This window comes from Streptococcus suis (assembly GCF_046032515.1).
Classification (GTDB): domain Bacteria; phylum Bacillota; class Bacilli; order Lactobacillales; family Streptococcaceae; genus Streptococcus; species Streptococcus suis_AL.
This window is the reverse complement of the sequence record NZ_JARQPJ010000015.1, coordinates 1-25668: the sequence shown is the minus strand read 5'-3', so window position 1 is coordinate 25668 and position 25668 is coordinate 1. Positions and strand designations below refer to the sequence as shown.

Here is a 25668-nt window from a genome sequence, read left to right as displayed (position 1 = left end):
TTTGAGAATACAATAATTGACCGTATGAGGAGAAGAACATGATTTCAGTTATCGTGCCTTGTTTTAATGAAGAAGAGGCAATTCCCTATTTTTACGATGCTATGGAGAAAGTTCGTAAGGAGATGGGGGAACAATTTGAGTATATTTTTGTCAATGATGGTTCAAAGGATAGGACATTAACGGTTTTACGCCAATTGTCTGGTCAAGACCGAGCTGTTCGCTATCTTTCCTTTTCAAGGAATTTCGGGAAAGAAGCCGCTCTCTATGCAGGTCTACAAGCTGCGAAAGGTGAGCTAGTGACTGTCATGGATGTTGATTTGCAAGATCCACCTGAAATGTTGATGGAAATGAAGGCTATGTTGGATGGAAATCCAGATTTAGATTGCGTTGGAACCCGTCGTGTCAGTCGTGATGGTGAGCCCCCGATTCGTAGCTTTTTTGCGAAATTATTCTACAAATTGATGAATAAAATCAGCCAGGTCGAGGTAGTAGACGGTGCCCGTGATTTCCGTCTCATGCGTCGTCACATGGTAGATGCTATTCTATCTGTGTCTGAATACAATCGCTTTTCAAAAGGAATTTTTGCCTGGGTTGGATTCGAGACAGAATACTTGCTATATGAAAATGTTGAGAGGGTCGCTGGTGAAACTAGTTGGTCTTTCTGGAAATTGCTTTCTTATTCTATTGAAGGAATCATCAATTTTTCAGATACACCTTTGAATATTGCCTCCTATACAGGTTTTTTCACCTTCCTATTGTCGCTAGTTCTAATGGTTTTTGTGGTTTTCAAAACCTTGGTGTTCGGAGATCCTACAATTGGCTGGCCGTCGACTATTTGTATCATCCTATTTTTGGGAGGTCTGCAGTTGATGACCATTGGTATTCTCGGTAAATATTTGGCAAAAGTTTTCTTGGAAACGAAGAAACGTCCGATTTATATTGTTAAAGAGAAAAGTTCAAACTAGGAGCAGTTTATGGAACATTCAGCTTGGCACGAATTGATAAAGGCACAGTTGCCAGAGCATTATTTTGGTAAAATTAATCAGTTTTTAGATCATGTTTATGCTGGTGGAACCATTTATCCGCCTCGTGAGAAGGTATTTGCTGCCATTCAAACAACGGATTTGGAAGAGGTTAAAGTGGTTATTTTGGGACAGGATCCCTATCACGGACCTGGTCAGGCACAGGGCTTGTCATTTTCTGTTCCGAACTCGGTACCAGCTCCGCCATCTCTTCAAAACATCTTAAAAGAATTGACGGATGATATTGGCGTCAAACAAGATCATGATTTGACAGCATGGGCGGAACAAGGTGTGCTTTTGCTCAATGCTTGTTTAACTGTTCCAGCAGGTCAGGCAAATGGACATGCAGGGCAAATCTGGGAGCCTTTTACGGACGCTGTTTTTAAGGTGGTCAATAGCTTAGATCAGCCTGTCGTCTATATTCTTTGGGGTGCTTATGCTCGCAAGAAAAAGGCGTTGATAACCAATCCAAAACATCTGGTTATCGAATCTGCTCATCCAAGCCCTCTTTCAGCCTATCGAGGTTTCTTTGGAAGCAAGCCCTTCTCACAAGCAAATGCCTACTTGACTTCACAAGGCAGAACAGGAATTGATTGGCTTCGATAGTAGATGGTAATGGCTTTGGTACTACAAAGGAGAATATGAATGTTATTAGTGAAAAATGGTCGAGTGTTGGATCCGCAATCCGGTTTAGACAAGGTTTGCGACATCTTGATGGACGGAAGTAAGATTGTTAAGATCGCGGAGTCGATTTCTGCTGACGTTGAACAGGTGATTGATGCGACAGGATTAGTCGTTGCTCCTGGTTTGGTCGATGTTCATGTGCATTTTCGGGAGCCTGGTCAGACCCATAAAGAAGATATTCATACAGGAGCTCTTTCTGCAGCAGCGGGTGGTTTTACTTCTGTTGTCATGATGGCTAATACCAATCCGACGATTTCAAATGTTGAAACCTTAAAAGAAGTATTGGATTCCGCTAAAAAAGAAGCTATTCACATTTATAGTGTGGCAACCATTACAGATCATTTCGATGGGCAAAACCTGACCGATTTTCCTGCTTTGCTAGAAGCTGGAGCGGTGGCCTTTTCGGACGACGGTATTCCTTTGACAAATGCTGGTGTGGTTAGACAAGCTATGAAATTAGCCAAAGAGCAGGGCTGTCTCATCAGTCTGCATGAAGAAGACCCTGACCTGAATGGTGTCTTGGGCCTCAACGAGCAAGTAGCTGAAAAACATTTTCATGTTTGTGGAGCAACAGGCGTAGCAGAATACAGCATGGTCGCTCGCGATGTCATGATTGCCTATGAAACGGGTGCGCGTGTTCATATCCAGCATCTATCCAAAGCCGAGTCGGTCAAGGTGGTTGAGTTTGTTCAAGGTCTCGGAGCAAACGTCACGGCAGAAGTAGCCCCCCAACATTTTTCACGAACTGAGGACTTACTTCTAACAAAAGGTGCCAATGCTAAGATGAATCCGCCATTACGCTTGGAAAGTGACAGATTAGCGGTTATTGAGGGGTTGAAATCTGGTGTTATCTCTGTCATTGCGACGGATCATGCTCCTCATCACGCAGATGAGAAAAATGTAGAAGATCTCACAAAGGCCCCATCAGGAATGACAGGCTTAGAAACCTCGCTTTCACTTGGTTTGATGCATCTGGTGGAAGAAGGGCATCTGACACTCGTGCAATTGCTGGAGAAAATGACTATTAATCCAGCCAAGCTCTATGGTCTTGATACTGGCTATCTTGCTGAAAATGGCCCAGCTGATCTTGTTATTTTTGACCCCAATGCAAATCGGTTGGTCACAGCGGATTTTGCCTCGAAGTCTGCTAATTCTCCGTTTGTTGGTGATAGTCTGAAAGGACAGGTCCTTTACACCATTGCAAATGGACAAATAGTATTTGGTAAATAGGAAATGAGCGGATTAGATAGCTAATTCGCTTATTTCGAACCTTTTTGACGTGTAAGCGATTTTAATGTTTTTGTTTTTTGTTAAAAAGTGTATAATAGAGATATAAAAAATGCCGAAGAAAGGTCTATTTATGAAAAAGAAAAAAATCTTGTTGCCTGTAATGTCCACACTCTTGTTGGCTCCATTTGTTTTAGCTCAACAAGTACAAGCTGCTGAGACAACGACTGCAGCTACCACAACCAATCAGCCAGCAACGACTGATGCAACTGCTACGGTACCAGCAACGTCAGTTGAAAACGTAGCAACGGAGGAAACTGTTGTCCCTGCTGTGGAAGAGACAGTAGAGGCAGTCATTATCCACACAAACGACGTTCACGGTCGTATTCTTGAAGAAAAGAATGTCATCGGTGACGCTAAGGCTGCGGCAGTCATTGAAGAAGAACGTGCCAAAGTAGAAAATACAATTGTAGTAGATGCTGGTGATGCCTTCCAAGGACTTCCAATTTCCAACTCTACAAAAGGTGAAGACCGCGCCAATATCATGAACCAAGTCGGCTATGATGCAATGGCTGTTGGTAACCATGAATTTGACTTTGGGATGGATCAAGCAATCAAGTACAAGGAAACTTTGAACTTCCCGCTATTGAGTGCTAACACTTACGTTAATGGCGCTCGTGTTTTTGAAGCTTCAACTATCGTCGATAAAACTCCAACTGTTGTAGGTGATGAATTTGTAGTTATCGGTGTAACAACACCTGAAACTGCTACAAAAACCCATCCGAAAAATGTTGAGGGAGTAACATTTACCGACCCAGTCACAGAAGTCAATAAAGTGATTGACGAAGTGGAAGCACGTGCTCTAGCAGATAACCGTGTTTACAAGAACTATATCATTCTAGCTCACCTAGGTGTCGATTCTACAACACCTGTTGAATGGAGAGGCTCAACTCTTGCTGAAGCACTTTCTAAAAATAGTAAATTAGCTGGTAAACGTGTTATTGTTATCGACGGTCATTCCCACACGGTAGAAGCGACTACCTATGGAGATAACGTTACTTATAATCAAACAGGTTCTTACTTGAACAATATCGGTAAAGTAACCTTGAAATCCGATAAATTATTGGGTGAAGCTGGTTTGATTTCTGCCGCAGATACTAAGAATGTGACGCCAAATGCTAAAATCGCAGCCTTGGTTGATGAAATTAAAGCAAAATATGAAGCTGAAAATGCTCAAGTAGTTATTGAAAATAACCCAGTGGAATTCAACGGAGACCGCTCAAACGTGCGTGTTCGTGAAACCAACTTGGGGAATGCAGTGACGGATGCAATCTATGCCTATGGTCAAACAGGATTTTCAAACAAAACTAGCCTTGCTGTGACTAACGGTGGTGGTCTGCGTGCAACAATTGCTAAAGATCAGCCTGTTACAAAAGGTGATATTATTGCAGTCTTGCCATTTGGTAACATTGTTTCTCAAATCACTGTGACTGGTCAGCAAATTTATGATATGTTTACCAAGTCTTTATCATCTACTTTGCAAGTGAATCCAGAAACTGGCGAGATGCTTTTAGATGAAAATGGTATGCCACTCTTTGAAGCTAGTGGTGGATTCCTACACATTTCAGGAGCAAATGTATTCTACGATCCAACTCTTCCTGTAGAAGAACGTGTTCTTCTTATCGGTATTCTTAATCCAGAGACTGGCGAATATGACGCCTTGGATCTTGAAAAAACGTACTATTTAGCAACAAATGACTTCCTTGCTGCTGGTGGTGACGGCTACACAATGCTTGGCGGAGCACGTGAAGAAGGTCCTTCAATGGACAGCGTCTTTGCTGAATACCTAAAGACAGCTGACTTATCAGCTTATGAGGTTGTCAACCCATATTCACGTATCATTCCTGTAAATTCAAGCATTGATACGGATGAAGATGGCTACCCAGACTTTATCGAGATTTTATTGGATACTGATCCAGAAAATCCAGCATCAAATCCAGAAACTGTTCCAGCCGAAAATACAGATTCACCATCTAATCAAGCACAAAATACTTCAGCAACGGACAAGAAGGTCCCAGTTGATTCTCCAAAAGTAGGAGATAAAAAACCAGAAGTAGCAAGTCCAGTAAAAACTACAAAAGCAGGAGTCTTGCCAAATACTGGTGACCAGATGAATCTGACGCTCAGCCTGTTTGGTTTAGGTCTTGCAGGACTGGCCATGGCAGTAGGTCGTAGAAAAGAAAATTAATCAATCATCTGAAAACAGGGTCTTCGGACTCTGTTTTTGACTGGAGGAAACATGCAAACTGTATTTCAATATCAAAAAGAGGGGGATCGTGAGCAGATTAGTACTTACGTTCTGCTTAGCAACTCCCCACGTCGTAAACAATTATTGGGATTTTTACAACCACAAATCGCATCAGTTGAAGTGGATGAGCGTGGTATCGAAGAACATTTTATGAAACAATTCGCTACAGATGATTTTCTCACTCGAGCTGCAAAAACCTGTTGTGAAATTTCCAAAGCCAAGTCGGACATGGATTTGGTAACTGGCCATCTCTACATTTCTGCGGATACAATCGTCGTGTCAGATGGGCAAATTTTTAACAAGCCTCAAGATTTGACAGAAGCTGAAACCATGTTACGTTCCTATTTTGGAAAGAGCCATCACGCTGTCACATCTGTCTGCCTACGGACAAGTCACTCACTGGATGTTTTTTATACGGTTGCGTAGATTGATTTTGTCGACTATTATCCAGCCCTTGAAGAGGTTATTCAGTCGTATATCCGTGAAAAGCAGCCACTGGATAAGGCCGGTGCCTACGGTATTCAGGAGCTTGACCCACGCTTTGTGGCAGGTATTTCTGGGGATATTCACACCATTATTGGTCTACCTGTAGCAGAAGTTTCCCGCAGGATTTTTTCTGAAGAAGGTTTTGAAAAATAGCAGAGCTCAATAGCTAGTTTGTGGTATAATAGTGGTCGAAAAGGAGAGTTTATGACCGTCGACATTGAAAGATACAAGCAATTGGCCCAGCAGAAGCAAGGAGAACATCGAAAATTTCTAGCAAATTTGAAGAAAAAAGCACCTAAAAATTTGGATAGAATTGTTCAAGATATTCATGCCGAAGTATTTTCTGAAATCGACTGTACAGAGTGTGCCAACTGTTGTAAAACATTGGGACCACTCTTTACAGAAGCAGATATTACCCGAATTGCCAAGCATTTACGCATGAAACTTCCAGTTTTTGAGGATATGTATTTGCGTGTGGATGAGGACGGAGATAAGGTATTTCAATCCATGCCCTGTCCCTTCCTTGGAGGCGATAATCTATGTAGTATCTATGATGCTCGTCCCAAAGCCTGTCGAGAATTTCCGCATACTGACCGCAAGAAGATTTATCAAATCAATAATTTAACAATAAAAAATACTCTGATTTGTCCCGCAGCCTATCTCTTTGTCGAAAAGTTACGGGAGAGAATTTAAGAGGAACAAGTAAGACAAAATATTGATTTTCTGCTATAATAATAAAAAAACAAGCCGTTTTTACGGCTTTTTTCAATGAATCATATTTAGGAGGACCCCATGGCAATTATTCAATGGTTTCCGGGCCACATGTCAAAAGCTCGCAGGCAGGTGCAGGAGAACATCAAGCACGTTGATTTCGTGACCATTTTGGTCGATGCCCGCCTGCCCCTATCTAGCCAAAATCCTATGCTGACCAAGATTGTCGGCGACAAGCCCAAGCTTATGATTTTAAATAAGGTTGATTTGGCAGACCCTGTCCGTACGAAAGAATGGCAGAGCTACTTTGAAGGTCAGGGCATTCGTACCCTTGCCATCAACTCAAAGGAACAAGCGACGGTGAAAAAGGTGACCGACGCAGCCAAGAGTCTGATGAAAGACAAGATTGAACGCCTCCGCGAGAGAGGTATTCAAAAAGAAACCTTGCGGACTATGATTATCGGCATTCCAAACGCAGGCAAATCCACCCTCATGAACCGTCTGGCTGGAAAGAAAATTGCCGTTGTCGGCAACAAACCAGGTGTGACCAAGGGTCAACAGTGGCTCAAGTCTAACAAGGATCTTGAAATCCTTGATACACCAGGTATTCTCTGGCCTAAATTTGAGGACCAGGAAGTTGGTCTCAAGTTGGCTCTGACTGGTGCCATTAAGGATCAGCTCTTGCCCATGGACGAAGTGACTATTTTCGGTCTGGACTATTTCAAGGCCAACTACCCAGAACGTCTACAAGATCGATTCAAGGGCATGGATTTGGAGCAGGAAACGCCTGAACTCATCATGGACTGGACCAAGAAATTGGGCTTTCGTGATGATTATGACCGTTTTTATAACCTCTTTGTCAAGGATGTTCGGGACGGTCGCTTGGGTACTTATACATTAGACAGGGTGAGTGACTTAGATGGCAACGATTAAGGAAGTGGCAGCTCTGCTGGCTCAGGTGGACAGTCTGGACAGTCCAGTCTGGGACCAACTATCTCAGGATGAGCGAGCAGGGGTCCAGGCTGCCATCAAGAAACGCCGTAAGGAGTTGGAAAAAGTAGTAGCAGAAGACGCTCGCTTAGAAGCTATGCTATTTTACGAAAAAGACCTTTATGACAATGGGGTGGAGTTCATCGCTGGTATCGACGAAGTCGGCCGAGGGCCTCTAGCAGGTCCGGTGGTGGCAGCAGCAGTGATCTTGCCCAAGGGTTGTAAAATCCGCTACCTCAACGACTCCAAGAAAATCCCCAAGTCCAAGCATGAAGCTATCTACCAAGAGGTTATGGAGCGAGCGGTGGCAGTCGGTGTGGGAATAAAAGATGCAGCTGTCATTGACCAGGTCAATATCTACGAGGCAACCAAGTTAGCCATGTTGGAAGCTTTGGGGCAGTTGAGCCAAGAGCCTGAACACCTTTTGATAGACGCTATGAAGTTGGATACGCCCATACCGCAAACTTCCATCATCAAGGGAGATGCCAATAGCCTGTCTATCGCAGCGGCTTCAATCGTTGCCAAGGTGACGCGGGACAAGATGATGGCGGACTATGACAAGGAGTTTTCTGGCTATGGTTTTGCCAAGAATGCAGGTTACGGAACAGCAGAACACTTAGAAGGCTTGAACAAGTTAGGCATCACGCCTATTCACCGTAAGACCTTTGAGCCCATTAAGTTTATGGTAGCAGGGGGAAACTAGTCTTGACAGTCTTTTTCTGGTTATTTTTAGCGGCTATCGGCCTGTTTGCTCTCGTCTATTTCTGGGAGCGGCGGTCGATTTTTATCTCACTGTTTGCTTTGAACATCCTCGTCTGGGCCTTAGCATGGATTATCTCAACAGGCATTCTCGAAAACAATGAAATCTTGCGCTTGCTGGCTATAGCAGTGGCTATGGTGCTCTTTTTAGCCTTGTTAAGTGGTCCATTTGTCTTGCTTTTCACACTTTATCTAAATGGTTTTCAGATTTTGAAGAGAGAAGGGGTTCGCTTCCATAATTTCCTATCCATGGGACTGGCAGTCGCCCTGACTTTCTATCTCTTCATCGCTCCCTTTGTGGTTCAATCCCTGTCTGGTATTAGTTTGTTAAACATGGTATTTGTCTATGTTGGATTTTTAGTGTCCTATGCCATTATCATCAGCATGCTCTATACCACGTCTAGCTTTGTCAACTTGGTCAATCTTTTCCCAGGCAAGCTTGATTATGTAGTGGTCTTAGGAGCAGGTCTGATTGGTGACCAGGTGACGCCACTTTTGGCTTCGCGGATTGAAAAAGGCATAGCGATCTACCAGAAACATCCTGGCAGTAAGCTCATCATGTCAGGCGGACAGGGTCCTGATGAACTCGTAGCAGAAGGTCAAGCTATGGCAAATTATGCCTTGGAGAAAGGTGTGCCTGCTGAAGACATTCTCATCGAAAACCAATCAACCAACACAGAAGAAAATTTGAAATACTCCTATGCCTTGATGAAATCAGGCAGTCGATTTGCACTTGTAACCAATTACTATCATGTTTTTAGAGCTCTGCTATTGGCACGACAATTGAAAATCAAATGTATCGGCTACGGCGCAAAAACCAAATTTTACTTTAGCCTCAATGCCTTCATTCGGGAATTTGTAGGCTATGTTGTCATGAGCCGAAAGGCGCATTTGGTATTTTTGGGCATCGTGTCAGTCCTTTACTTGCTTGGTATGATAGTTAGTTTAATGCATTAAAAACAGCCTCTAGAACAATCTAGAAGCTGTTTTCTTATAGCATAAAATAGACAATGGCCATATATTGTAGTGCGGAAGCCAGTAGAATAAAGAGATGCCAAATCATGTGGAAATAAGGCTTTTTCTTGGCATAAAAGAGGGCGCCGACGGTGTAAGATAAGCCACCAGCCAGCATGAGAATGCCGAATGTTATCCCAGTTTTTTGCAGAATAGCAGGCAGGATAAAGACAACTAACCATCCCATGAAAAGATAGAGGAAGAGGCTGAATTTTTCGTTGATTTTCTTAGCGAAAATTTTATAGAGAATACCGAAGATGGTCAATCCCCATTGCAAACCTACAATCAGATAGCCCAGCCAACCACCGACTAAGGATAGGGCGACGGGTGTGTAACTTCCGGCAATGGCAATGTAAATCATGCTATGGTCGATAATCCTCAGGATGTATTTGTGAGTAGAAGCATAGGGCATGGAGTGGTAGATAGAGGATGACAGAAACATGAGGAAAAGACTGATAACAAAGATAGACATGCCGACCACCGCTGTCACGTTATAATCTTGATAGGAATGAATAGCAGTAATAGGGAGTAAAATCAGCATAAGCAAGGCCCCAACTGCATGTGTGACACTGTTAGCAACCTCCTCTCCAAAGGATAGTTGCAGGCTCAATTTTAAACTAGGATTCATGGTGACTCCTTTCTAACTCCATAGTGAGTTGACGGGTTTTGTAGTAGAGTTTGACGGATTGACAAGCGTAGCGAATGATGTCAGGCGTTTCTTCATTTTCCTCGTTTCGCATGCAGTCAACAAAATGATTGTATAAGGTTTCTGAATTGCTATATTGAAGAAGAAGATGTAAGGTCTGACTGATTTCTTGAATGGAAAAGACATTTTTTAAGATAGTCAAGGCAATCAAGCGGGCAACTTGCTGTTTTTGGTATTTTTTCTTAACAGGTTTTTCGAGCTGCTTGTGCTTGACATAGTTGTTTATCATGGCAGCCGTTAATACTCTTCGAAAATCAACATTATCAGTTGTCAACTTGCCTTGATGAACCCCAGTTCTATCATCGGCTTCGTTTCCTAGGCTACTGTTGATTTTCATTGAGTATAAACTCTTCTGTTCAAGGCTTTCCTGAGAATTGACTACTTGATTAACATACAGCAGAACTTGGTCCAAATATAAATCTAAATCAGGTAATTCATGCCAGTAGGGAATAGTTTGTTTCATGATTATCTACTTTCTTTTATCTAGTATCCATAACTAGATTATATAATTTTTAAAAAATAAAGTAAAGAAAAAGGGTGTTTCCTTTCCGAAATACCCTTATTTCACAATCAATCCGTCCCAAGCATCCATGCCGCCTGCAATATCATTTGCCTTAAATCCTTTAGATGACAGGATTTCTCTGGCCTGCTTGCTACGTTTTCCGCTCTTACAGATGAGGAGATAGTGTTGGTCGACTGGTCCATCAAATGTGGCAATCCGATCCATGGGACAATTAATAGCACCATCAATATGACCAGCTGAATATTCTTCTGGGTCACGAACATCTAGTAATTGCACCGATTCAGTTTGTATCAACCCAAGCAATTCTGCAGTAGTCAAAGTTATAGTTTGTTCATGTTTTTCTTGCATGATTCCCTCTTTCGTTGGTTTAAATTAATAAGAACAATACCAAATCTTAGCTGGACTTGTCAAGAAGGATTGACTTTTAGAATGAGAAATCCTATGATTAGTAGTAAGAATAAAAAAAGGAGTAAATATATGCCTACAGAAAAAGAAAAGATGATAGCTGGGCAATGTTATATGGCGGCAGATGCTGAATTGAGAGAGATGCGAACCTTTGCCCGCCAACAGATGAAAAAATTTAACGAAGAATTAGATGGTCAAGCCCGTTCGGAGCAATTGAAAAATTGGTTTGGAGCTACAGGTGAGCGGATTTACATGGAGCCAAATTTCTACTGCGATTACGGAAGTAACATTCATGTCGGAGAGGATTTCTATGCTAATTTTAACTGTACTATGCTTGATGTCTGTCCGATACGAATTGGGAAAAATGCCATGCTCGGTCCCAATGTGCAATTGTTGACACCCTTGCATCCCTTGGACCCTGAAGAACGTAATTCTGGTTTGGAGTACGGGGCTCCAATTACCATTGGAGATAACTTCTGGGCTGGTGGCGGTGCCATTATCTTACCAGGTGTGACCTTGGGCGATAATGTGGTTGTTGGAGCAGGAGCAGTTGTGACCAAATCTTTTGGTGATAATGTTGTTTTAGCGGGTAATCCTGCGCGTGTGATAAAAGAAATACCTCAAAAATTAAGGGGACAGCGTCACTTCTCAGAGTTCTTGTCAACATCTCAGCGCAGTGGTTGATTGGCAGATTTGTTCGTGTCTCACACTCCAAATCTGACCTAATCAACTGTGCGGGGGTGGGAAGACGAACTCTTTTTGGGGTCGAGTTCTTTCCCACTCCCATTTTTTCTTTCCTTTGCGAATAATAATAGTGAGGTGAAGAAAATGAATAATTTTGAATTGTTTAAATGGAAAAAAGCAGGCTTGACCAATCTTAACATTAATAAAGTTTTGGCCTATCAAGAAAAACATGGTAAAAAATTGACTTTACGCAATGTTGTTGTAGTGTCTGAATGCAAAAATCCAGTGCTATTTATGGAAAATTATAAGAATCTAGATACAAAAGCCTGTCGCGAGGAATTTAACAAGTATCCTTCCTTTTCAATCTTGGATGACATCTATCCTTTGGCACTGAAACAGATTTACAATCCACCTGTACTTTTGTTTTATCAAGGGGATTTAGAATTGCTGGAAAAATCAAAGCTGGCAGTTGTTGGAACTCGAAATGCCAGTAAAAATGGAGTTCAGTCAGTTCAGAAGATTATCAAAGAACTCAACAATCGCTTTGTCATTGTTAGTGGTTTAGCGAGAGGAATCGACACTGCAGCACACATCGCCAGTTTGAAAAATGGAGGCCGAACCATTGCTGTAATTGGATCAGGTTTGGATAAGGTCTATCCCAAAGAAAACAAGGACTTGCAGACCTACATTGGCAAACACCATCTGGTACTGACAGAGTATGAACCGGGTGCCCAGCCACTCAAATACCATTTCCCTGAACGGAATCGGATCATTGCTGGTTTGGTAGAAGGGTTAGTGGTTTGCGAGGCAAAATTGCGGTCTGGTAGCTTGATTACTTGCGAACGTGCCTTGGAAGAAGGAAGAGAAGTTTATGCCATTCCGGGTTCTATTTTAGATGGAAAATCAGATGGCTGTCATCATTTGATTCAAGAGGGGGCAAAGTGCATTACATCGGGCTTGGATATCCTTTCGGACTATCAATTATAAAATAAGTTTTCCTATAGGAAAATAAAAATCTTGACACTGATTAAAAAATAGTATATTCTTTGTGAGGTTAAAAATAATTGTAAGGTATAAGAATGGCTACGAAATCAGTTACTAAGAAAAAAACAGCAACCAAGAAGAATCTTGTCATTGTGGAATCGCCTGCCAAGGCCAAAACGATTGAGAAGTATCTTGGTAAAAATTATAAGGTTGTTGCCTCAGTTGGCCACATTCGTGATTTGAAAAAATCAAGCATGTCCATCGACTTTGACAACAACTACGCACCAGAATACATCAACATTCGAGGTAAAGGACCACTTATCAATTCTTTGAAGAAAGAGGCTAAAAATGCCAAACAAGTCTTTCTGGCGAGTGACCCGGACCGCGAAGGTGAAGCAATTTCATGGCATTTGGCACATATTTTGGGACTAGATGAAAATGACAAAAACCGTGTTGTTTTCAATGAAATTACAAAAGATGCTGTGAAAAATGCCTTTAAGGAGCCACGTGCCATCAATCATGACTTGGTCGATGCCCAACAAGCTCGTCGTGTCTTGGACCGTATTGTAGGGTATTCCATTTCGCCAATTCTATGGAAAAAAGTCAAAAAGGGCTTGTCGGCAGGGCGAGTACAATCCGTAGCCCTCAAGTTGATTATTGACCGTGAAAATGAAATCAACAATTTCAAACCAGAAGAATATTGGACAATTGATGCAACTTTTAAAAAAGGAAGCAAGAAATTCCAAGCTAGCTTTTATGGCTTAGATGGTAAAAAAGTCAAGGTTGAAACCAATGAGCAAGTCAAGGAAATTTTGGCCCGATTAAACGGTGACGATTTCTTGGTAGAGCAGGTGGAACGTAAGGAGCGCAAGCGCAATGCTCCTCTTCCATATACAACCTCGACCATGCAGATGGATGCGGCCAATAAAATCAATTTCCGTACCCGTAAAACCATGATGGTTGCCCAACAGCTCTATGAAGGGGTTAGTCTTGGAACAGGCGGTACTCAAGGTTTGATTACCTATATGCGTACGGATTCAACCCGTATCAGCCCTGTTGCACAGGCTCAGGCAGCAGAATTTATCACGGAGCGTTTTGGCGAAACCTATTCAAAACATGGTAGCAAGGTCAAAAATGCGACAGGAGCCCAGGATGCCCACGAGGCCATTCGTCCGTCAAATGTTCATTTGACACCAGAGTCTATTGCCAAGTATTTGGATAAGGACCAACTTCGTCTTTATACCTTGATTTGGAACCGATTTGTAGCTAGCCAGATGGCAGCGGCAGTCTTTGATACCATGAGTGTTCGCCTAGGGCAAAATGGTGTCATTTTCTCTGCCAACGGTAGTCAAGTAAAATTCGATGGTTACATGGCAGTCTATAATGATTCTGATAAGAATAAGATGTTGCCGGACATGGAGCAAGGAGATACAGTTGTTAGAACAACAACAAATCCTGAACAGCATTTTACTCAACCGCCTGCTCGCTATTCAGAAGCAACTTTAATCAAGACCTTAGAAGAAAACGGTGTTGGTCGTCCGTCAACCTATGCACCAACCATTGAAACCATTCAAAAACGGTACTATGTTAAGCTTGCTGCTAAGCGATTTGAACCGACAGAGTTGGGTGAGATTGTCAATAAACTCATTGTCGAATTCTTCCCAGATATTGTCAATGTCAAATTTACAGCCGATATGGAGCAAAAATTGGATGATGTAGAAATCGGGAAAGAGCAGTGGCAGAAGGTCATCGATGGTTTCTACCAACCGTTCAAGGTTGAGCTATCTAAGGCTGAAGACCAGATGGAGAAAATCCAAATTAAGGATGAGCCAGCTGGTTTTGATTGTGATGTTTGTGGTCATGAAATGGTCATCAAGTTAGGTCGTTTTGGAAAATTCTACGCTTGTAGCAACTTCCCAGACTGCCGCAATACCAAACAAATCACCAAGGAAATCGGTGTGACTTGTCCGGTTTGCCAAAAAGGTCAGGTGATTGAACGCAAGAGCAAACGCAATCGTCTATTCTATGGTTGCGATCGCTACCCAGAGTGTGAATTTACATCTTGGGACAAGCCCGTCGGACGTTCCTGTCCAAAATGTGACCACTATCTCGTTGAGAAGAAAGTTCGTGGTGATGGCAAACAAGTTGTCTGCCCAAATGGCGACTACGAAGAAGACAAAATTAAATAAGATTAAACTGCTATTCTCAAGGGAATGGCAGTTGTTTTTTTATAGTCATGTTTAGTTTATCTTAGCTTACTTCGACAAGCGAGGAAACTTCGTTTCCTTATTTTCAACTTTAAACGAGGCTGGTCAAAAAATTCAAAGTCAATTCTCAGTGCAGTGGTTGATTGGTTTTAACAGGCCAGTGGAGTGAAACTGTTCAGTGAACTGTTTCAGCCTGAGCTTAGAAATGAAAAAATCGAGGTAAAAAGGTTGGAGATAAGATTTGCGAAGCAAATCACAGCAATTCGTGTTTCACATTCCAAGTCTGACCTCTACAACTAAAACTAACTAAACGGCACTGCTGCTTGAAAAAAATTGAAAAAAATGAAAAAAATATTAAAAAATATTAAAAAATATTAAAAAAATAGGAGAAAAGTCTTGCATTATTGAAAATACTGTGTTATGATAATTGAGGTTTGAAAAAACTGACCTAAGACAGTAGGGGAGCTAGACTCGTAAACATCCTACCGAGGCACAAAACGATTATTGAGATAAACGTATTTGTACTTTCGTGTCTAGGTTTAGGTGCGATTTTTTTGTGCCTAGCCCAAAATAAAAACGGAGGTAAAAAAATGAGTGAAGCTATTATCGCTAAAAAAGCGGAATTAGTAAATGCTGTTGCTGAGCAAATGAAAGCTGCAACATCTATCGTTGTTGTAGACGCTCGTGGTTTGACAGTAGAACAAGATACAGTTCTTCGTCGTAACTTGCGTGGTGCAGAAGTTGAGTACAAAGTTATCAAAAACTCAATCTTGCGTCGTGCTGCTGAGCAAGCTGGTCTTGAAGGTCTTGCAGAATTGTTTGTAGGTCCATCTGCAGTTGCATTCTCAAACGATGCAGTTGCTCCAGCTAAAACAATTTACGATTTCGCGAAAACTGCTGATGCTCTTGAAATCAAAGGTGGAGCTGTAGAAGGTAAAGTTTCTTCTAAAGAAGAAATCGAAGCACTTGCTACATTGCCAAACCGCGAAGGCATGCTTTCTATGTTGCTTTCTGTACTTCAAGCGCCAGTTCGCAACGTTGCATACGCTGTCAAAGCTGTTGCAGAAAAAGAAGACGCAGCTTAATGCGTCAGAGCGTAGCTGCTTAGTGCTACAAACTATTTAAAAACCTAAATTGGAGGAAAATCACAATGGCATTGAACATTGAAAACATTATTGCTGAAATTAAAGAAGCTACTATCCTTGAGCTTAACGACCTTGTTAAAGCTATCGAAGAAGAATTTGGTGTAACTGCGGCTGCTCCTGTAGCTGTTGCTGCAGCTGGTGGTGCTGCTGAAGAAGCTAAAGATTCATTCGATGTTGAATTGACATCTGCTGGCGACAAAAAAGTTGGCGTTATCAAAGTTGTACGTGAAATCACTGGTCTTGGTCTTAAAGAAGCTAAAGAGCTTGTTGACGGTGCACCAGCTATGGTTAAAGAAGGCGTTGCAACTGCAGAAGCTGAAGAAATCAAAGCTAAATTGGAAGAAGCAGGCGCTTCAGTTACTCTTAAATAATATATTAGAGTATATTTGGAGTGAGAAACCAAGTAATAAGGCTTTTACAGCCTTTATGGTGATTTAAATTGGTTTGGAATCATTTGATTCCCCACCACAAACCCCACCACGATTAAACGTGGTGGGGTTTTATTATAATTTAGATTATCGAGCAATCAGAATATTCTGGTTGCTTTTCTTTTTGAAGAATGATGTAGGAGGTGTGTATGAACGCACTATTGTTTGATGAGCGACCTATAGTCGCAAATCCTGTCTTAGCCAGAGAAATTGGATTGAACGAGGCTATCGTTCTTCAACAAATTAACTTTTGGCTAGAAATAAACAAACAGAACGGGAAAAATTTCCATGATGGTAAATATTGGACTTATAATTCTATTCGGGCTTGGCATGAGTCCGATTTTTCTTACCTAAGTTATGAAACTGTTAAACGAACCTTTTCAAAATTAGAAAAAGCAGGCTATTTATTTACGGGTAATTACAATAAAGACCCAAGGGATAAAACAAAATGGTATTCATTAAACTACGACAAAATTTTCACATTACAAGAGGAGGTAAATCAAAAGAGAAATATCGTGGCGAGCAAAGCTTTAGAAAAAGCACATGAGAATGGTGAAAACAATGCATTGGGTCAAATTGACCCAATGGAAAAGTTCAAATTGATCCAATGCAATAATTCAGAAAGAACTGAAGGATTGGTTCAAACTGAACCAATGCAAAGTGTCAATATGAGCCAACCATTACCAAATAATACTTCAAATAATACAACAGATAATACTTCATTTTATATCAATCAATCTATCGAGGAGGAGGATGAGCTAGAAAAATTAAAAAAACAAGTTCAGTATGACTTATTGAAAGAATCAGGTTGTGTTGAGAAATTATGTGAATGGGATGAGGTGCTACCTATCATTGCTGATGTGTTTTACCAAAATGAAGGCACAATCTCTATCAATCAAATGAGATTGCCGATAGATTTTGTAAAAGAACGTTTTAGACAATTAAATATGCACCATATTGACTATATCTGTGAGTGTTTGTCAAAGGTAGATACAAACATTCGTAATATCAGAGCCTATATTCTAACAACAGCATTTAACGCACCTCAAACAATAGGTGCTTATTATTCAAACCAAGTAAAACAAGATTTTGGAGGAAGTATTTTATGATTTCAAAAATAAATAAATTTTGCATACGTAAATTAACTATTGGATTGGTTTCACTTTCCATTGGTTTTATTAGCTTAAATTCTATTATTCTTAGTCCTAATAATTTATTCACAGTTCATGCTAATGAAGTAGCATCTCATCGAAATGATATAGCTGGGAGTAGTAAAGAATGGGGGACTTTAGCTGGGAATCAATTCATTATCGATTATTCAAATACGAGTTTTGAAGTTTCTAAAGGAGCACATTCTAGTCTTTCGGAGAATTATCATGCTATCCGTATTCCAGAAACTTATCCTTACAAATTATTTGTCAATGGGCAGCCCCAAAGACATTATCTGATTTAAAGCGTGATAAGATTGGTCATCTAACTGCTGTTATAGATGGCAGAGAAGTACCTTTGCTTGACTACGGTATGGTAGAGTATCAGATGAATCGCTACCTAGGTAAGGATATTTATAATATTTACGGTAATCTATCATATACTGCATACGCATTTCTTTCAACTCGTACTTCCCACCATGGATACTTTGAATTAACTGAAGCAGATAACGTAAGGGATATTAGTGGTCAGTTAGTAACTGGATTCTTTCAAACACCTGAGTACCGTGATATGGCATCTGCCTATCATAAATCAAATTCAGGATACTTAAAAGTACAAGTGGGTGATCAAGAACTTTCTACGAATATTATTAACGGTCGATTGAATGGACTGAAAACTGCTAAACAACATTTTTATCTAGTATCAAATGGTGAATTTTCAATGGATCCACAAACTGGAAAACCAATGAAACAATTAAGGGAACTAACTGAAGATGAAGTTCATCAGTTGAAAGTAACTGAAACAAAAGTAAACTCAGAAATCGAATTTGACGTAAATGGTAAAACATATCAGACAACTGGACGATTAAATTTTTGGAAAAACTCGACTATTAATCCATTAAAAACACGACTTGCAGTTATGTCAATTGGTGATGGAAATAATATACATGGTTTTGATTTGTATGCCTCAAATAACAATTACATCGAAGTTGTAGAAAAGATAGCGGAAGAACCCTCAATTCCTGAGTCTATTTCTAAAATGATTGAATTTGTTACTGAGGACGGTGTAAAGGTAAGTGATGGGCCATCTGTTACTGGTAACAAAGGAGAAGAAGTCACATTAGAGATTACACCACCTGATGGATATACATTTGTTTCAATACCTCCTACAAGTATTGTTCTGGAGGACAGTAATCCAATTCAAATCATTGTTAATGAGAATTCAGGTCAGGAAACATTAGAAAGAGTAGAAGAGATAGATTACCGTGTTATTCGACAAGAAAATCCTGATATGTATGTTGGAGATGAAGTTATCGTTAGAAAAGGAATAAGAGGCACAAAGACTATTCAAGATATTTTTGAAACAAAAAAAGGTATCAGAACGGATAAGCTTTTAAGCTCAAGTGTTATTTCTAAGACTGCCCCAAGTGATGAAATAATTCACTATGGCACAAAAGCGATTGAAGGTGAGGAAATTATTACAAGAACTGAGATTACACCATATAATATCATCGAGGAGGTAGATCCAAATCTAAACGAAGGTGAAATTGTAACAATAGTCGAGGGTCAAAACGGTGAGTTTACTTTTTACGATTATTACCGGACAATTAAAGGTACAAAAGAACTCGCCCCTTTCAAATCAGAAGCTAAGGAAATTAAGCCAAAAATTGATAAGGTCGTAAAAATTGGGACCAAGCAAATTGAAGGTGAGATAATAGAAAAATCAAGCGAGAAGATTCCATTTGGAATGATTATTGAAGAAGATAATTCTTTATTTGAGGACGAACGTGTCGTTATTAGAGAAGGAGTCCCTGGAATCGTAGAGGTGGTAACAACATATAAAACTAGTAAGGGTGAAAAAATCGGAGAGCCAATCAATGTTCAGTCATTTATACAACGTGAAGGAGTTGATGAATTGGTCAAGGTTGGTACAAAGCCTATAAATACCACTTCTAAAGTTGAGAATTTGAATGAAATTCCTTTTACTGTTGTGAAAGAGTATGATGATAGCCTTGAAGAAGGTGTTGAGAAGATAATCAAAGTTGGGAAAAATGGACAGAAGAAAATTATTGTGACAACAAATTATGTACGTGGGATACAAGATGGCGAATCTATCGTAGAAGAAATTACGATTGAAGAGCCACAGAATCAAGTTATCCTAGTAGGAACAAAAACATTACAGAAAGAGTCCCCTTCTCCAAATAAAGATAATACAGACAGTCAGACTAAGATAGATATTCCATCATCAGATGCTAATCTTCCTAAAGTACCAAAAATACCAAATAATCCGCAGAGTGATATAGAAAAACCAATCGAGAAAGAAACTAAAAATAGTTCAGAAATTAATCAGAAAGGTTCTAGTCAAACTGATGAAAATAAAAGTAAAACTACAACAAAATTGGATAGTAACACCACAAATAACACACATGGTTCAAAATTGCCAGAAACTGGAGAATCACTTGTAAGTCCTCTGTTGATTATCATCAGTAGTATTTTTTGCTTATTTACTTCATTGGGGATGATTATTTGGAAGGGACGGAAATCAAATGATTAACGAGGAGGTTGGCAATCGTCTTGTAACACTAAATCTAAGGTTAGCAAAAAGTTCCGCCAAAATGATAATTGCAGCTTTAAAGCTAGTTACTAAAGAAGCTGAATCAAAAAAATTATCAGTCAAACAATACATATCTCAAAAAAGTTTACAAGGGGAAGTTCCCTTAAAAGATTTAGTTGGAAAGGGAACGTTAGAAAATTTGCCTATGAAACAGCCTGAACTTCTTGAATTGAAAAAGGAACTAAATAAGCATGGAGTTCGATTCTCGGTATTGAGGAATAAGGAGAATAAACAGTTTGAGGTATTTTTTCAGGCTAAAGATACGGCTGTCTTAGAACATTCTTTTAAGCAGGCAGTTGAACGTGCAGAGAGAAAAACAAAAATTAAGCAGTCAACTCTTAAGAAAATACAACAATATCAAAAATCACTTGGCCAACATATCATAAAACCAAAAATCAAACAAAAACATCAGGAACAATCCTTATAGGAGGTGGTAGGATTGAAGTATTAAAACAAATCAAACAAGATATACTTAATGTTTTCCCATTCGGAGATAGGAGATTACTCGCAAAGAGTTTATTACCCTATCTCCTTTTTTCGTATCTCGGTACCTGTCTAGGACATCATGTCAATAACTTTTCTGATGGGGATTTCCTTGATAGGTTATTTCAAGCAATCCTAGAAATTGAAACGATGCGGTGGATATTCTTTCCTAGCCTTGATGAAATAATAATTGGCTTAACCTTGTCAGTTGTTGTTGGAATAGTACTTTATTTTAGAAAAAAGAATGCAAAAAAGTTTAGGAATGGAGTGGAATATGGGTCTGCCAGATGGGGTGATAGGAAAGATATTCAGCCATATGAAGATCCAGTATTCGAGAATAATATTCTTCTGACAGATAGTGAGAAATTAACCATGAATTCTCGACCGTCGAATCCAAAGTTTGCTCGGAATAAAAATATCTTGGTTGTCGGAGGGTCTGGTAGTGGAAAGACAAGATTTTTTGTGAAGCCGAATCTAATGCAAATGCATTCTAGTTACTGTGTCACAGATCCAAAAGGAACAATCGTTCTTGAATGTGGCAAAATGTTAGAAAAAAATGGCTATCAGATAAAAATACTGAATACTATTAACTTCAAAAAGTCAATGAAATATAATCCTTTCTCTTATCTAAAAAGTGAGAAGGATATTCTTAAACTAGTTCAAACTATTATAGCCAACACCAAGGGAGAGGGAGAAAAAGCGGGAGAAGATTTTTGGGTCAAAGCCGAGAAACTCTACTATACAGCCTTGATTGGTTATATCTACTATGAAAGTCCAAAAGAAGAACAAAACTTTAATACCTTATTGGCCATGATTGATGCTAGTGAAGTTCGTGAAGATGATGAAAATTTCAAGAATGCCATTGATTATTTATTTCTGGCCTTGGAAAGAAGAAAACCACATCACTTTGCGGTCAAGCAATACAAAAAGTATAAACTAGCGGCGGGTAAAACTGCCAAATCTATTCTCATATCCTGTGGAGCTAGATTGGCACCGTTTGATATTCAAGAGTTGAGAGAACTTATGAGCGATGATGAGTTGGAATTGGATACTCTGGGAGATAGAAAAACTGCCCTATTTGTCATCATTTCTGATACAGATGACACCTTTAACTTTGTTGTGTCCATCATGTATTCTCAGTTATTTAATTTACTTTGCGATAAAGCTGACGATGTTTATGGTGGTCGACTACCAGTCCATGTTCGCTGTCTGCTGGACGAATTTGCAAACATTGGTTTAATTCCGAGATTTGAAAAGTTAATTGCTACAATTCGCTCTCGTGAAATTTCTGCGGCAATCATCCTTCAAGCGAAATCTCAATTGAAAGCCATATATAAGGATAATGCTGACACAATTATTGGAAACTGTGATACCGAGTTATTTCTTGGAGGAAAAGAAGGTACTACGCTAAAAGAATTGGCTGAAAACTTAGGTAAAGAAACTATTGAACTCTACAATACAAGTGAAACCAGATCCAATCAGAAATCATTTGGTCTTAATTACCAGAAACTCGGAAAGGAGTTAATGTCCAGAGATGAGTTAAAAGTGATGGATGGAGGAAAATGTATCCTGGAGATTCGTGGGACACGGCCATTTTATTCTGATAAGTATGATATTACTAAGCATAAGCATTACAAACTTTTAGAGGATTTTGATAAGAGAAACAAGTTTGATATTGAGGCCTATCTCAAGAATAGAGGCCAAGCCAAACTGTCTGAGAATACTAAAATTATTCAGTTGTAGGAGGTATGTGATGAGGATTAGGGAACCGCCAATATGTTTTATGTATTTAGAAATCATAGAAAGAGGAAAATTATGGAACATGAAATGATTAATATTAATGCTCATCTTGTCAAAGATGTCGTTTTTTCTAGCTTTGAAACTGAGGAGGGTATCGTCCCAGTTGTAAATTTCTCACTAGTAAAAAAATACGGAAAGGGCAAGGAATACACTAATTGTTCTGCCTATGGCGACAAGGTAGAAATTGCGAAAGAATTTGAAAAAGGTGACCTCATCCATGTATTTGGTTACTTCAAGGAAAATCGAAAAGGTGATAAAGTCTACAAGAATTTTATCGTAAAATCAATGAATAAAATTGAAACAGAACAAATGGAGGAAGAGTAATGGATTTTTTTACACAAGGCGTTGATGTCTTAAAAACGTTGGTAATTGCTATTGGTGGTGGTTTAGGTGCCTGGGGTGTTATCAACCTCATGGAAGGTTATGGTAACGATAACCCTGGAGCAAAGTCACAAGGTATTAAGCAACTAATGGCTGGTGGAGGTATTGTGTTAATTGGTTTAAAACTAATCCCGCTTCTTGCTAACTTAATCCAGTAGGAGGAGCTATGTTTGATATTTTTGGAAAACTAGAAGAAATGATTCAAGAAATCCTTTTGGATATGATAAAAGGGACATTGACAAGTATGTTTACTGACTTGAATCATCAATTAGATTTTGTATCTGGCCAAGTAGGTCAATCGCCTAGTCAGTTCAATGGAGAAGTGTTTTCCTTTATCAAACACATTAATGATAGTGTCGTACTACCAATCGCTGGATTGGTTATTACAGCTGTTTTATGTTTAGAGTTAATTCAAGTAGTGATGCAGAAGAACAATATGGCAGAAGTTGATACGTTTGAATTTTTCAAATATGTCATCAAGATGTGGGTTGCAGTGTATTTAGTCTCCCATGCTTTTGAATTTGCGATGGCAGCCTTTGATGTAGGTCAACACATGATAGGACAAGCAACAGGAGTCATTCATAGTGAGACATCTATTTCATCTGAGCAGATTACTGCCATGGTTGACAGTTTGAAAGAGAAGAACATTGGGGAATTAGTAGGAATAGTCTTTGAACTTCAAGTAGTAAAACTAACTATTCAAATAATTTCATTGATTATTCTCATTATCACATATGGAAGGATGTTTGAGATATATGCCTATAGTTCAGTTGCTGCTTTGCCATTTGCTACACTTGGCAATAGAGATTGGGGTCAAATGGGACATAACTACATTCGTGGGCTGTTCGCATTGGCTTTACAAGGATTGTTCCTGGTCATCTGTTTTGGAATTTATGCTGTATTACTAAGAGGTGTAAAAATGACGGATATTCATATGTCCGTCTTTTCAATTTTAGGTTATACAGTATTACTTGGATTCATGATGTTGAAAACTGGTTCCCTTGCAAGGTCAATCATGAATGCCCATTAGAGAGGAGATAATATGGCATATGTTCAAATTCCAAAGGATTTATCCAAGGTAAAAACAAAAATAGCTTTTAATTTAACCAAGCGTCAGCTAATTGGTTTTTCGGTGGCAGGCTTTGTAAGTCTGCCTGTTTATTTGTCTATTAGGGAAAGTGTCGGTAATGATTTGGCTATGCTCGTCTTTATTTTACTGGCTTTCCCATTTTTATTCTTAACGTTTTATGAAAAGGATGGATTAACTAGTGAAATCTATCTTAAGTATATTTTCTTACAACAACACTATCAGCCATGTGTGAGATATAAGAGAACACTCTACAAAAAGATGCACAAGGAGGAGGTACATGAGACCAGAAAGAAAAAGAAAACAGGCACAAGAGTTTCTTGAAGCAAAGGAAGCCCAATTAAAAAAGATTCAAAAGGAACCTCTAAAACAGGATAATAACACGTTACTTGGTTCTATTAAATCATTTTTTGAATTAGGAGATAAATGTTTGACTGCTGAAGATACAATACCAATTGAAAAAGTATATGAAAATGGAATTTTTCAATTAACTGATGGCTACTATACAAAAATGATTGCCTTTGAAGATATTAACTATCAATTAGCATTGGAAGAGCAACGAGATTTCATTTTCAATCAGTTTGCTGCATTCTTGAACAGTTTTGATAACTCGACCAGATTGCAACTTTGTTTTACTAACCAACTTGGAAGATTGGATGAATTAGCAGATGCAATTACAATCCCATCTAAAGATGATGGATTAGAGGCTATTCGTTGCGAATTTAGAGTTATGCTTCAAAATCAATTGGAGAAGGGGAATAACGGCTTAAGGCAAACAAAATATATTGTTTTTGGCGTAAAAGAAGATACTTATCGTCAAGCAAAGGTTGTTTTATCCAGGTTGGAAATTGATCTACAATCTCATTTGAAAGGGATGGGAATTCGTTCTATTGTCCTAAATGGTTTTGAACGATTGATTGTACTTCATCATATTTTGAATCCGACAGAGCAAGTTTCTGAATTGCCAGAGGATTTGGGCAATAGTGATTGTCGTTCTTCGATTGTGCCAGATAAATTTCACTTTCAGAAGAAGTATTTTTCTATGGATAATGTTTTGTGTCAGACCAATCATGTGCAGATTTTAGCATCAGAATTATCGGATAGGTTTTTAACGGAATTACTTTCTCTTGAGGAGAATATGGTTCTATCGCTACATATACAAGCACTAGATCAAGTTGAAGCGATTAAGTTAGTTAAACGAAAGTTTACTGATGTGCAACGGATGACGATGGAAGAGCAGAAAAAAGCCTACCGTTCTGGTTATGATTTAGATATTATCCCTTCCGATTTGATGACCTACGGTACTGATTTGAAACACCTCTTGAATGATTTGCAGAGTCGTGATGAGAAGATGTTCCTTGTATCGTTTATCATCCTTAATCAAGGATTATCAAAATCAAAACTGGATAATGCAGTCTCTCAATTAGCAACTATTTGTAGCCGACATAATTGTATGCTGAAATGTCTGGATTACCAACAGGAGCAAGGATTAATATCAGCTTTACCGTTAGGTATGAATTGTATCAAAATCAAGCGGCAATTAACGACTTCAAGTACGGCCGTCTTCATACCCTTTACGACTGAAGAGCTTTTTATGACTTCAAGTACATCTATCTATTATGGATTAAATGCTATAAGTCATAACTTGATTATGGCAGATAGGAAGAAACTAAAGAACCCCAATGGCTTAATCTTAGGCACACCAGGTTCTGGGAAATCTTTCTCAGCCAAGCGTGAAATTTCCAATGCCATACTTGTAACAGATGATGATATTCTTATCTGTGATCCGGAGGGAGAGGTGCGACAAGAAGTCGTGTTGTAAATTGCTAGTTTAGCTACTCTATCCATTTGGGGTAATCCTACCACAGCCTG

General features: G+C 39.4%; 26 protein-coding genes, 1 pseudogene and 1 other annotated feature. Of the genes and pseudogenes, 24 read left to right on the top strand and 3 right to left on the bottom strand.

From position 1 onward, the window contains the following. Positions 1-38: 38 nt before the first annotated feature. From P7J49_RS07720 to P7J49_RS07680, 9 genes and pseudogenes are all read left to right on the top strand, one after another. Positions 39-965, top strand: a complete 927-nt coding sequence (locus P7J49_RS07720) for a glycosyltransferase family 2 protein (protein WP_408570343.1) — start codon at positions 39-41, stop codon at positions 963-965. A gap of 9 nt (positions 966-974) precedes the next feature. Further along, complete coding sequence (locus P7J49_RS07715) at positions 975-1628, top strand: uracil-DNA glycosylase (protein ID WP_408570342.1); 654 nt, start codon at positions 975-977, stop codon at positions 1626-1628. A gap of 39 nt (positions 1629-1667) precedes the next feature. Next, the gene (locus P7J49_RS07710; protein ID WP_408570341.1) at positions 1668-2936 is read left to right on the top strand and encodes a dihydroorotase; all 1269 of its coding nucleotides are present in this window, start codon (positions 1668-1670) and stop codon (positions 2934-2936) included. Between the two features lie 130 nt (positions 2937-3066). Next, positions 3067-5181, top strand: coding sequence for a cell surface ecto-5'-nucleotidase Nt5e (nt5e, locus tag P7J49_RS07705; protein ID WP_408570340.1), 2115 nt, complete (start codon positions 3067-3069; stop codon positions 5179-5181). 51 nt (positions 5182-5232) lie between these two features. After that, positions 5233-5880, top strand: a pseudogene (locus P7J49_RS07700) (Maf family protein). A 51-nt stretch (positions 5881-5931) separates the two neighbouring features. Further along, positions 5932-6420, top strand: coding sequence for a YkgJ family cysteine cluster protein (locus P7J49_RS07695; protein ID WP_002936504.1), 489 nt, complete (start codon positions 5932-5934; stop codon positions 6418-6420). A 99-nt stretch (positions 6421-6519) separates the two neighbouring features. Continuing rightward, complete coding sequence (gene ylqF, locus P7J49_RS07690; RefSeq protein ID WP_408570339.1) at positions 6520-7371, top strand: ribosome biogenesis GTPase YlqF; 852 nt, start codon at positions 6520-6522, stop codon at positions 7369-7371. Next, positions 7358-8131, top strand: a complete 774-nt coding sequence (locus tag P7J49_RS07685; RefSeq protein WP_408570338.1) for a ribonuclease HII — start codon at positions 7358-7360, stop codon at positions 8129-8131. Before ylqF ends, P7J49_RS07685 begins: the two co-directional genes overlap by 14 nt. Positions 8132-8133: 2 nt before the next feature. Further along, positions 8134-9144 carry a YdcF family protein gene (locus P7J49_RS07680; RefSeq protein WP_408570337.1) on the top strand — a complete coding sequence of 337 codons (1011 nt, stop codon included), beginning with the start codon at positions 8134-8136 and terminating at the stop codon, positions 9142-9144. A gap of 34 nt (positions 9145-9178) precedes the next feature. On the opposite strand, the gene trhA is transcribed toward P7J49_RS07680, so the two are convergent. The 3 genes from trhA to P7J49_RS07665 all read right to left on the bottom strand — a co-directional run bounded on the left by trhA (position 9179) and on the right by P7J49_RS07665 (position 10778). Then, positions 9179-9829 (bottom strand): PAQR family membrane homeostasis protein TrhA, encoded by a 651-nt coding sequence (gene trhA, locus P7J49_RS07675; protein ID WP_408570336.1) that lies wholly within the window; start codon positions 9827-9829, stop codon positions 9179-9181. Next, positions 9819-10370 carry a DUF1836 domain-containing protein gene (locus P7J49_RS07670; RefSeq protein ID WP_099810565.1) on the bottom strand — a complete coding sequence of 184 codons (552 nt, stop codon included), beginning with the start codon at positions 10368-10370 and terminating at the stop codon, positions 9819-9821. The genes trhA and P7J49_RS07670 overlap by 11 nt, the downstream gene beginning before the upstream one ends. Positions 10371-10466: 96 nt before the next feature. Continuing rightward, positions 10467-10778 carry a rhodanese-like domain-containing protein gene (locus P7J49_RS07665; RefSeq protein ID WP_408570335.1) on the bottom strand — a complete coding sequence of 104 codons (312 nt, stop codon included), beginning with the start codon at positions 10776-10778 and terminating at the stop codon, positions 10467-10469. Between the two features lie 129 nt (positions 10779-10907). Between P7J49_RS07665 and P7J49_RS07660 the strand changes: the two genes are divergently transcribed. The 15 genes from P7J49_RS07660 (at position 10908) to P7J49_RS07590 (ending at position 25618) form a co-directional block, all read left to right on the top strand. Continuing rightward, the gene (locus tag P7J49_RS07660; protein WP_408570334.1) at positions 10908-11519 is read left to right on the top strand and encodes a sugar O-acetyltransferase; all 612 of its coding nucleotides are present in this window, start codon (positions 10908-10910) and stop codon (positions 11517-11519) included. Positions 11520-11663: 144 nt separating this feature from the next. Beyond that, positions 11664-12506 (top strand): DNA-processing protein DprA, encoded by an 843-nt coding sequence (gene dprA, locus P7J49_RS07655; protein WP_408570333.1) that lies wholly within the window; start codon positions 11664-11666, stop codon positions 12504-12506. 92 nt (positions 12507-12598) lie between these two features. Beyond that, positions 12599-14692 (top strand): type I DNA topoisomerase, encoded by a 2094-nt coding sequence (topA, locus tag P7J49_RS07650; protein WP_408570332.1) that lies wholly within the window; start codon positions 12599-12601, stop codon positions 14690-14692. A gap of 447 nt (positions 14693-15139) precedes the next feature. Further along, positions 15140-15274: a sequence feature (ribosomal protein L10 leader region), on the top strand. Positions 15275-15300: 26 nt separating this feature from the next. After that, positions 15301-15795 (top strand): 50S ribosomal protein L10, encoded by a 495-nt coding sequence (gene rplJ, locus P7J49_RS07645; RefSeq protein WP_002936486.1) that lies wholly within the window; start codon positions 15301-15303, stop codon positions 15793-15795. 65 nt (positions 15796-15860) lie between these two features. Beyond that, entirely contained in the window at positions 15861-16226 is a 366-nt protein-coding gene (gene rplL / locus P7J49_RS07640) for a 50S ribosomal protein L7/L12 (RefSeq protein WP_002936483.1), read from the top strand. Between the two features lie 206 nt (positions 16227-16432). Next, entirely contained in the window at positions 16433-17392 is a 960-nt protein-coding gene (locus tag P7J49_RS07635; RefSeq protein ID WP_408570331.1) for a DUF6017 domain-containing protein, read from the top strand. Beyond that, complete coding sequence (locus P7J49_RS07630; protein ID WP_408570330.1) at positions 17389-17736, top strand: YSIRK-type signal peptide-containing protein; 348 nt, start codon at positions 17389-17391, stop codon at positions 17734-17736. The genes P7J49_RS07635 and P7J49_RS07630 overlap by 4 nt, the downstream gene beginning before the upstream one ends. A gap of 83 nt (positions 17737-17819) precedes the next feature. After that, entirely contained in the window at positions 17820-19985 is a 2166-nt protein-coding gene (locus P7J49_RS07625; RefSeq protein ID WP_408570329.1) for a G5 domain-containing protein, read from the top strand. Next, positions 19978-20472: a PcfB family protein gene (locus P7J49_RS07620; protein WP_408570328.1), complete on the top strand. Its 495-nt coding sequence runs from the start codon at positions 19978-19980 to the stop codon at positions 20470-20472. Before P7J49_RS07625 ends, P7J49_RS07620 begins: the two co-directional genes overlap by 8 nt. Positions 20473-20501: 29 nt before the next feature. Then, positions 20502-22271: a VirD4-like conjugal transfer protein, CD1115 family gene (locus tag P7J49_RS07615; protein WP_408570355.1), complete on the top strand. Its 1770-nt coding sequence runs from the start codon at positions 20502-20504 to the stop codon at positions 22269-22271. A 72-nt stretch (positions 22272-22343) separates the two neighbouring features. After that, positions 22344-22652 (top strand): single-stranded DNA-binding protein, encoded by a 309-nt coding sequence (locus tag P7J49_RS07610; protein WP_024378687.1) that lies wholly within the window; start codon positions 22344-22346, stop codon positions 22650-22652. Further along, complete coding sequence (locus P7J49_RS07605) at positions 22652-22867, top strand: Maff2 family mobile element protein (RefSeq protein WP_014637003.1); 216 nt, start codon at positions 22652-22654, stop codon at positions 22865-22867. The genes P7J49_RS07610 and P7J49_RS07605 overlap by 1 nt, the downstream gene beginning before the upstream one ends. A gap of 8 nt (positions 22868-22875) precedes the next feature. Beyond that, positions 22876-23739, top strand: a complete 864-nt coding sequence (locus P7J49_RS07600) for a VirB6/TrbL-like conjugal transfer protein, CD1112 family (protein WP_024378688.1) — start codon at positions 22876-22878, stop codon at positions 23737-23739. A 12-nt stretch (positions 23740-23751) separates the two neighbouring features. Further along, entirely contained in the window at positions 23752-24120 is a 369-nt protein-coding gene (locus P7J49_RS07595) for a PrgI family protein (RefSeq protein ID WP_408570327.1), read from the top strand. After that, entirely contained in the window at positions 24077-25618 is a 1542-nt protein-coding gene (locus P7J49_RS07590) for a VirB4-like conjugal transfer ATPase, CD1110 family (protein ID WP_408570326.1), read from the top strand. Before P7J49_RS07595 ends, P7J49_RS07590 begins: the two co-directional genes overlap by 44 nt. Positions 25619-25668 lie beyond the last annotated feature (50 nt).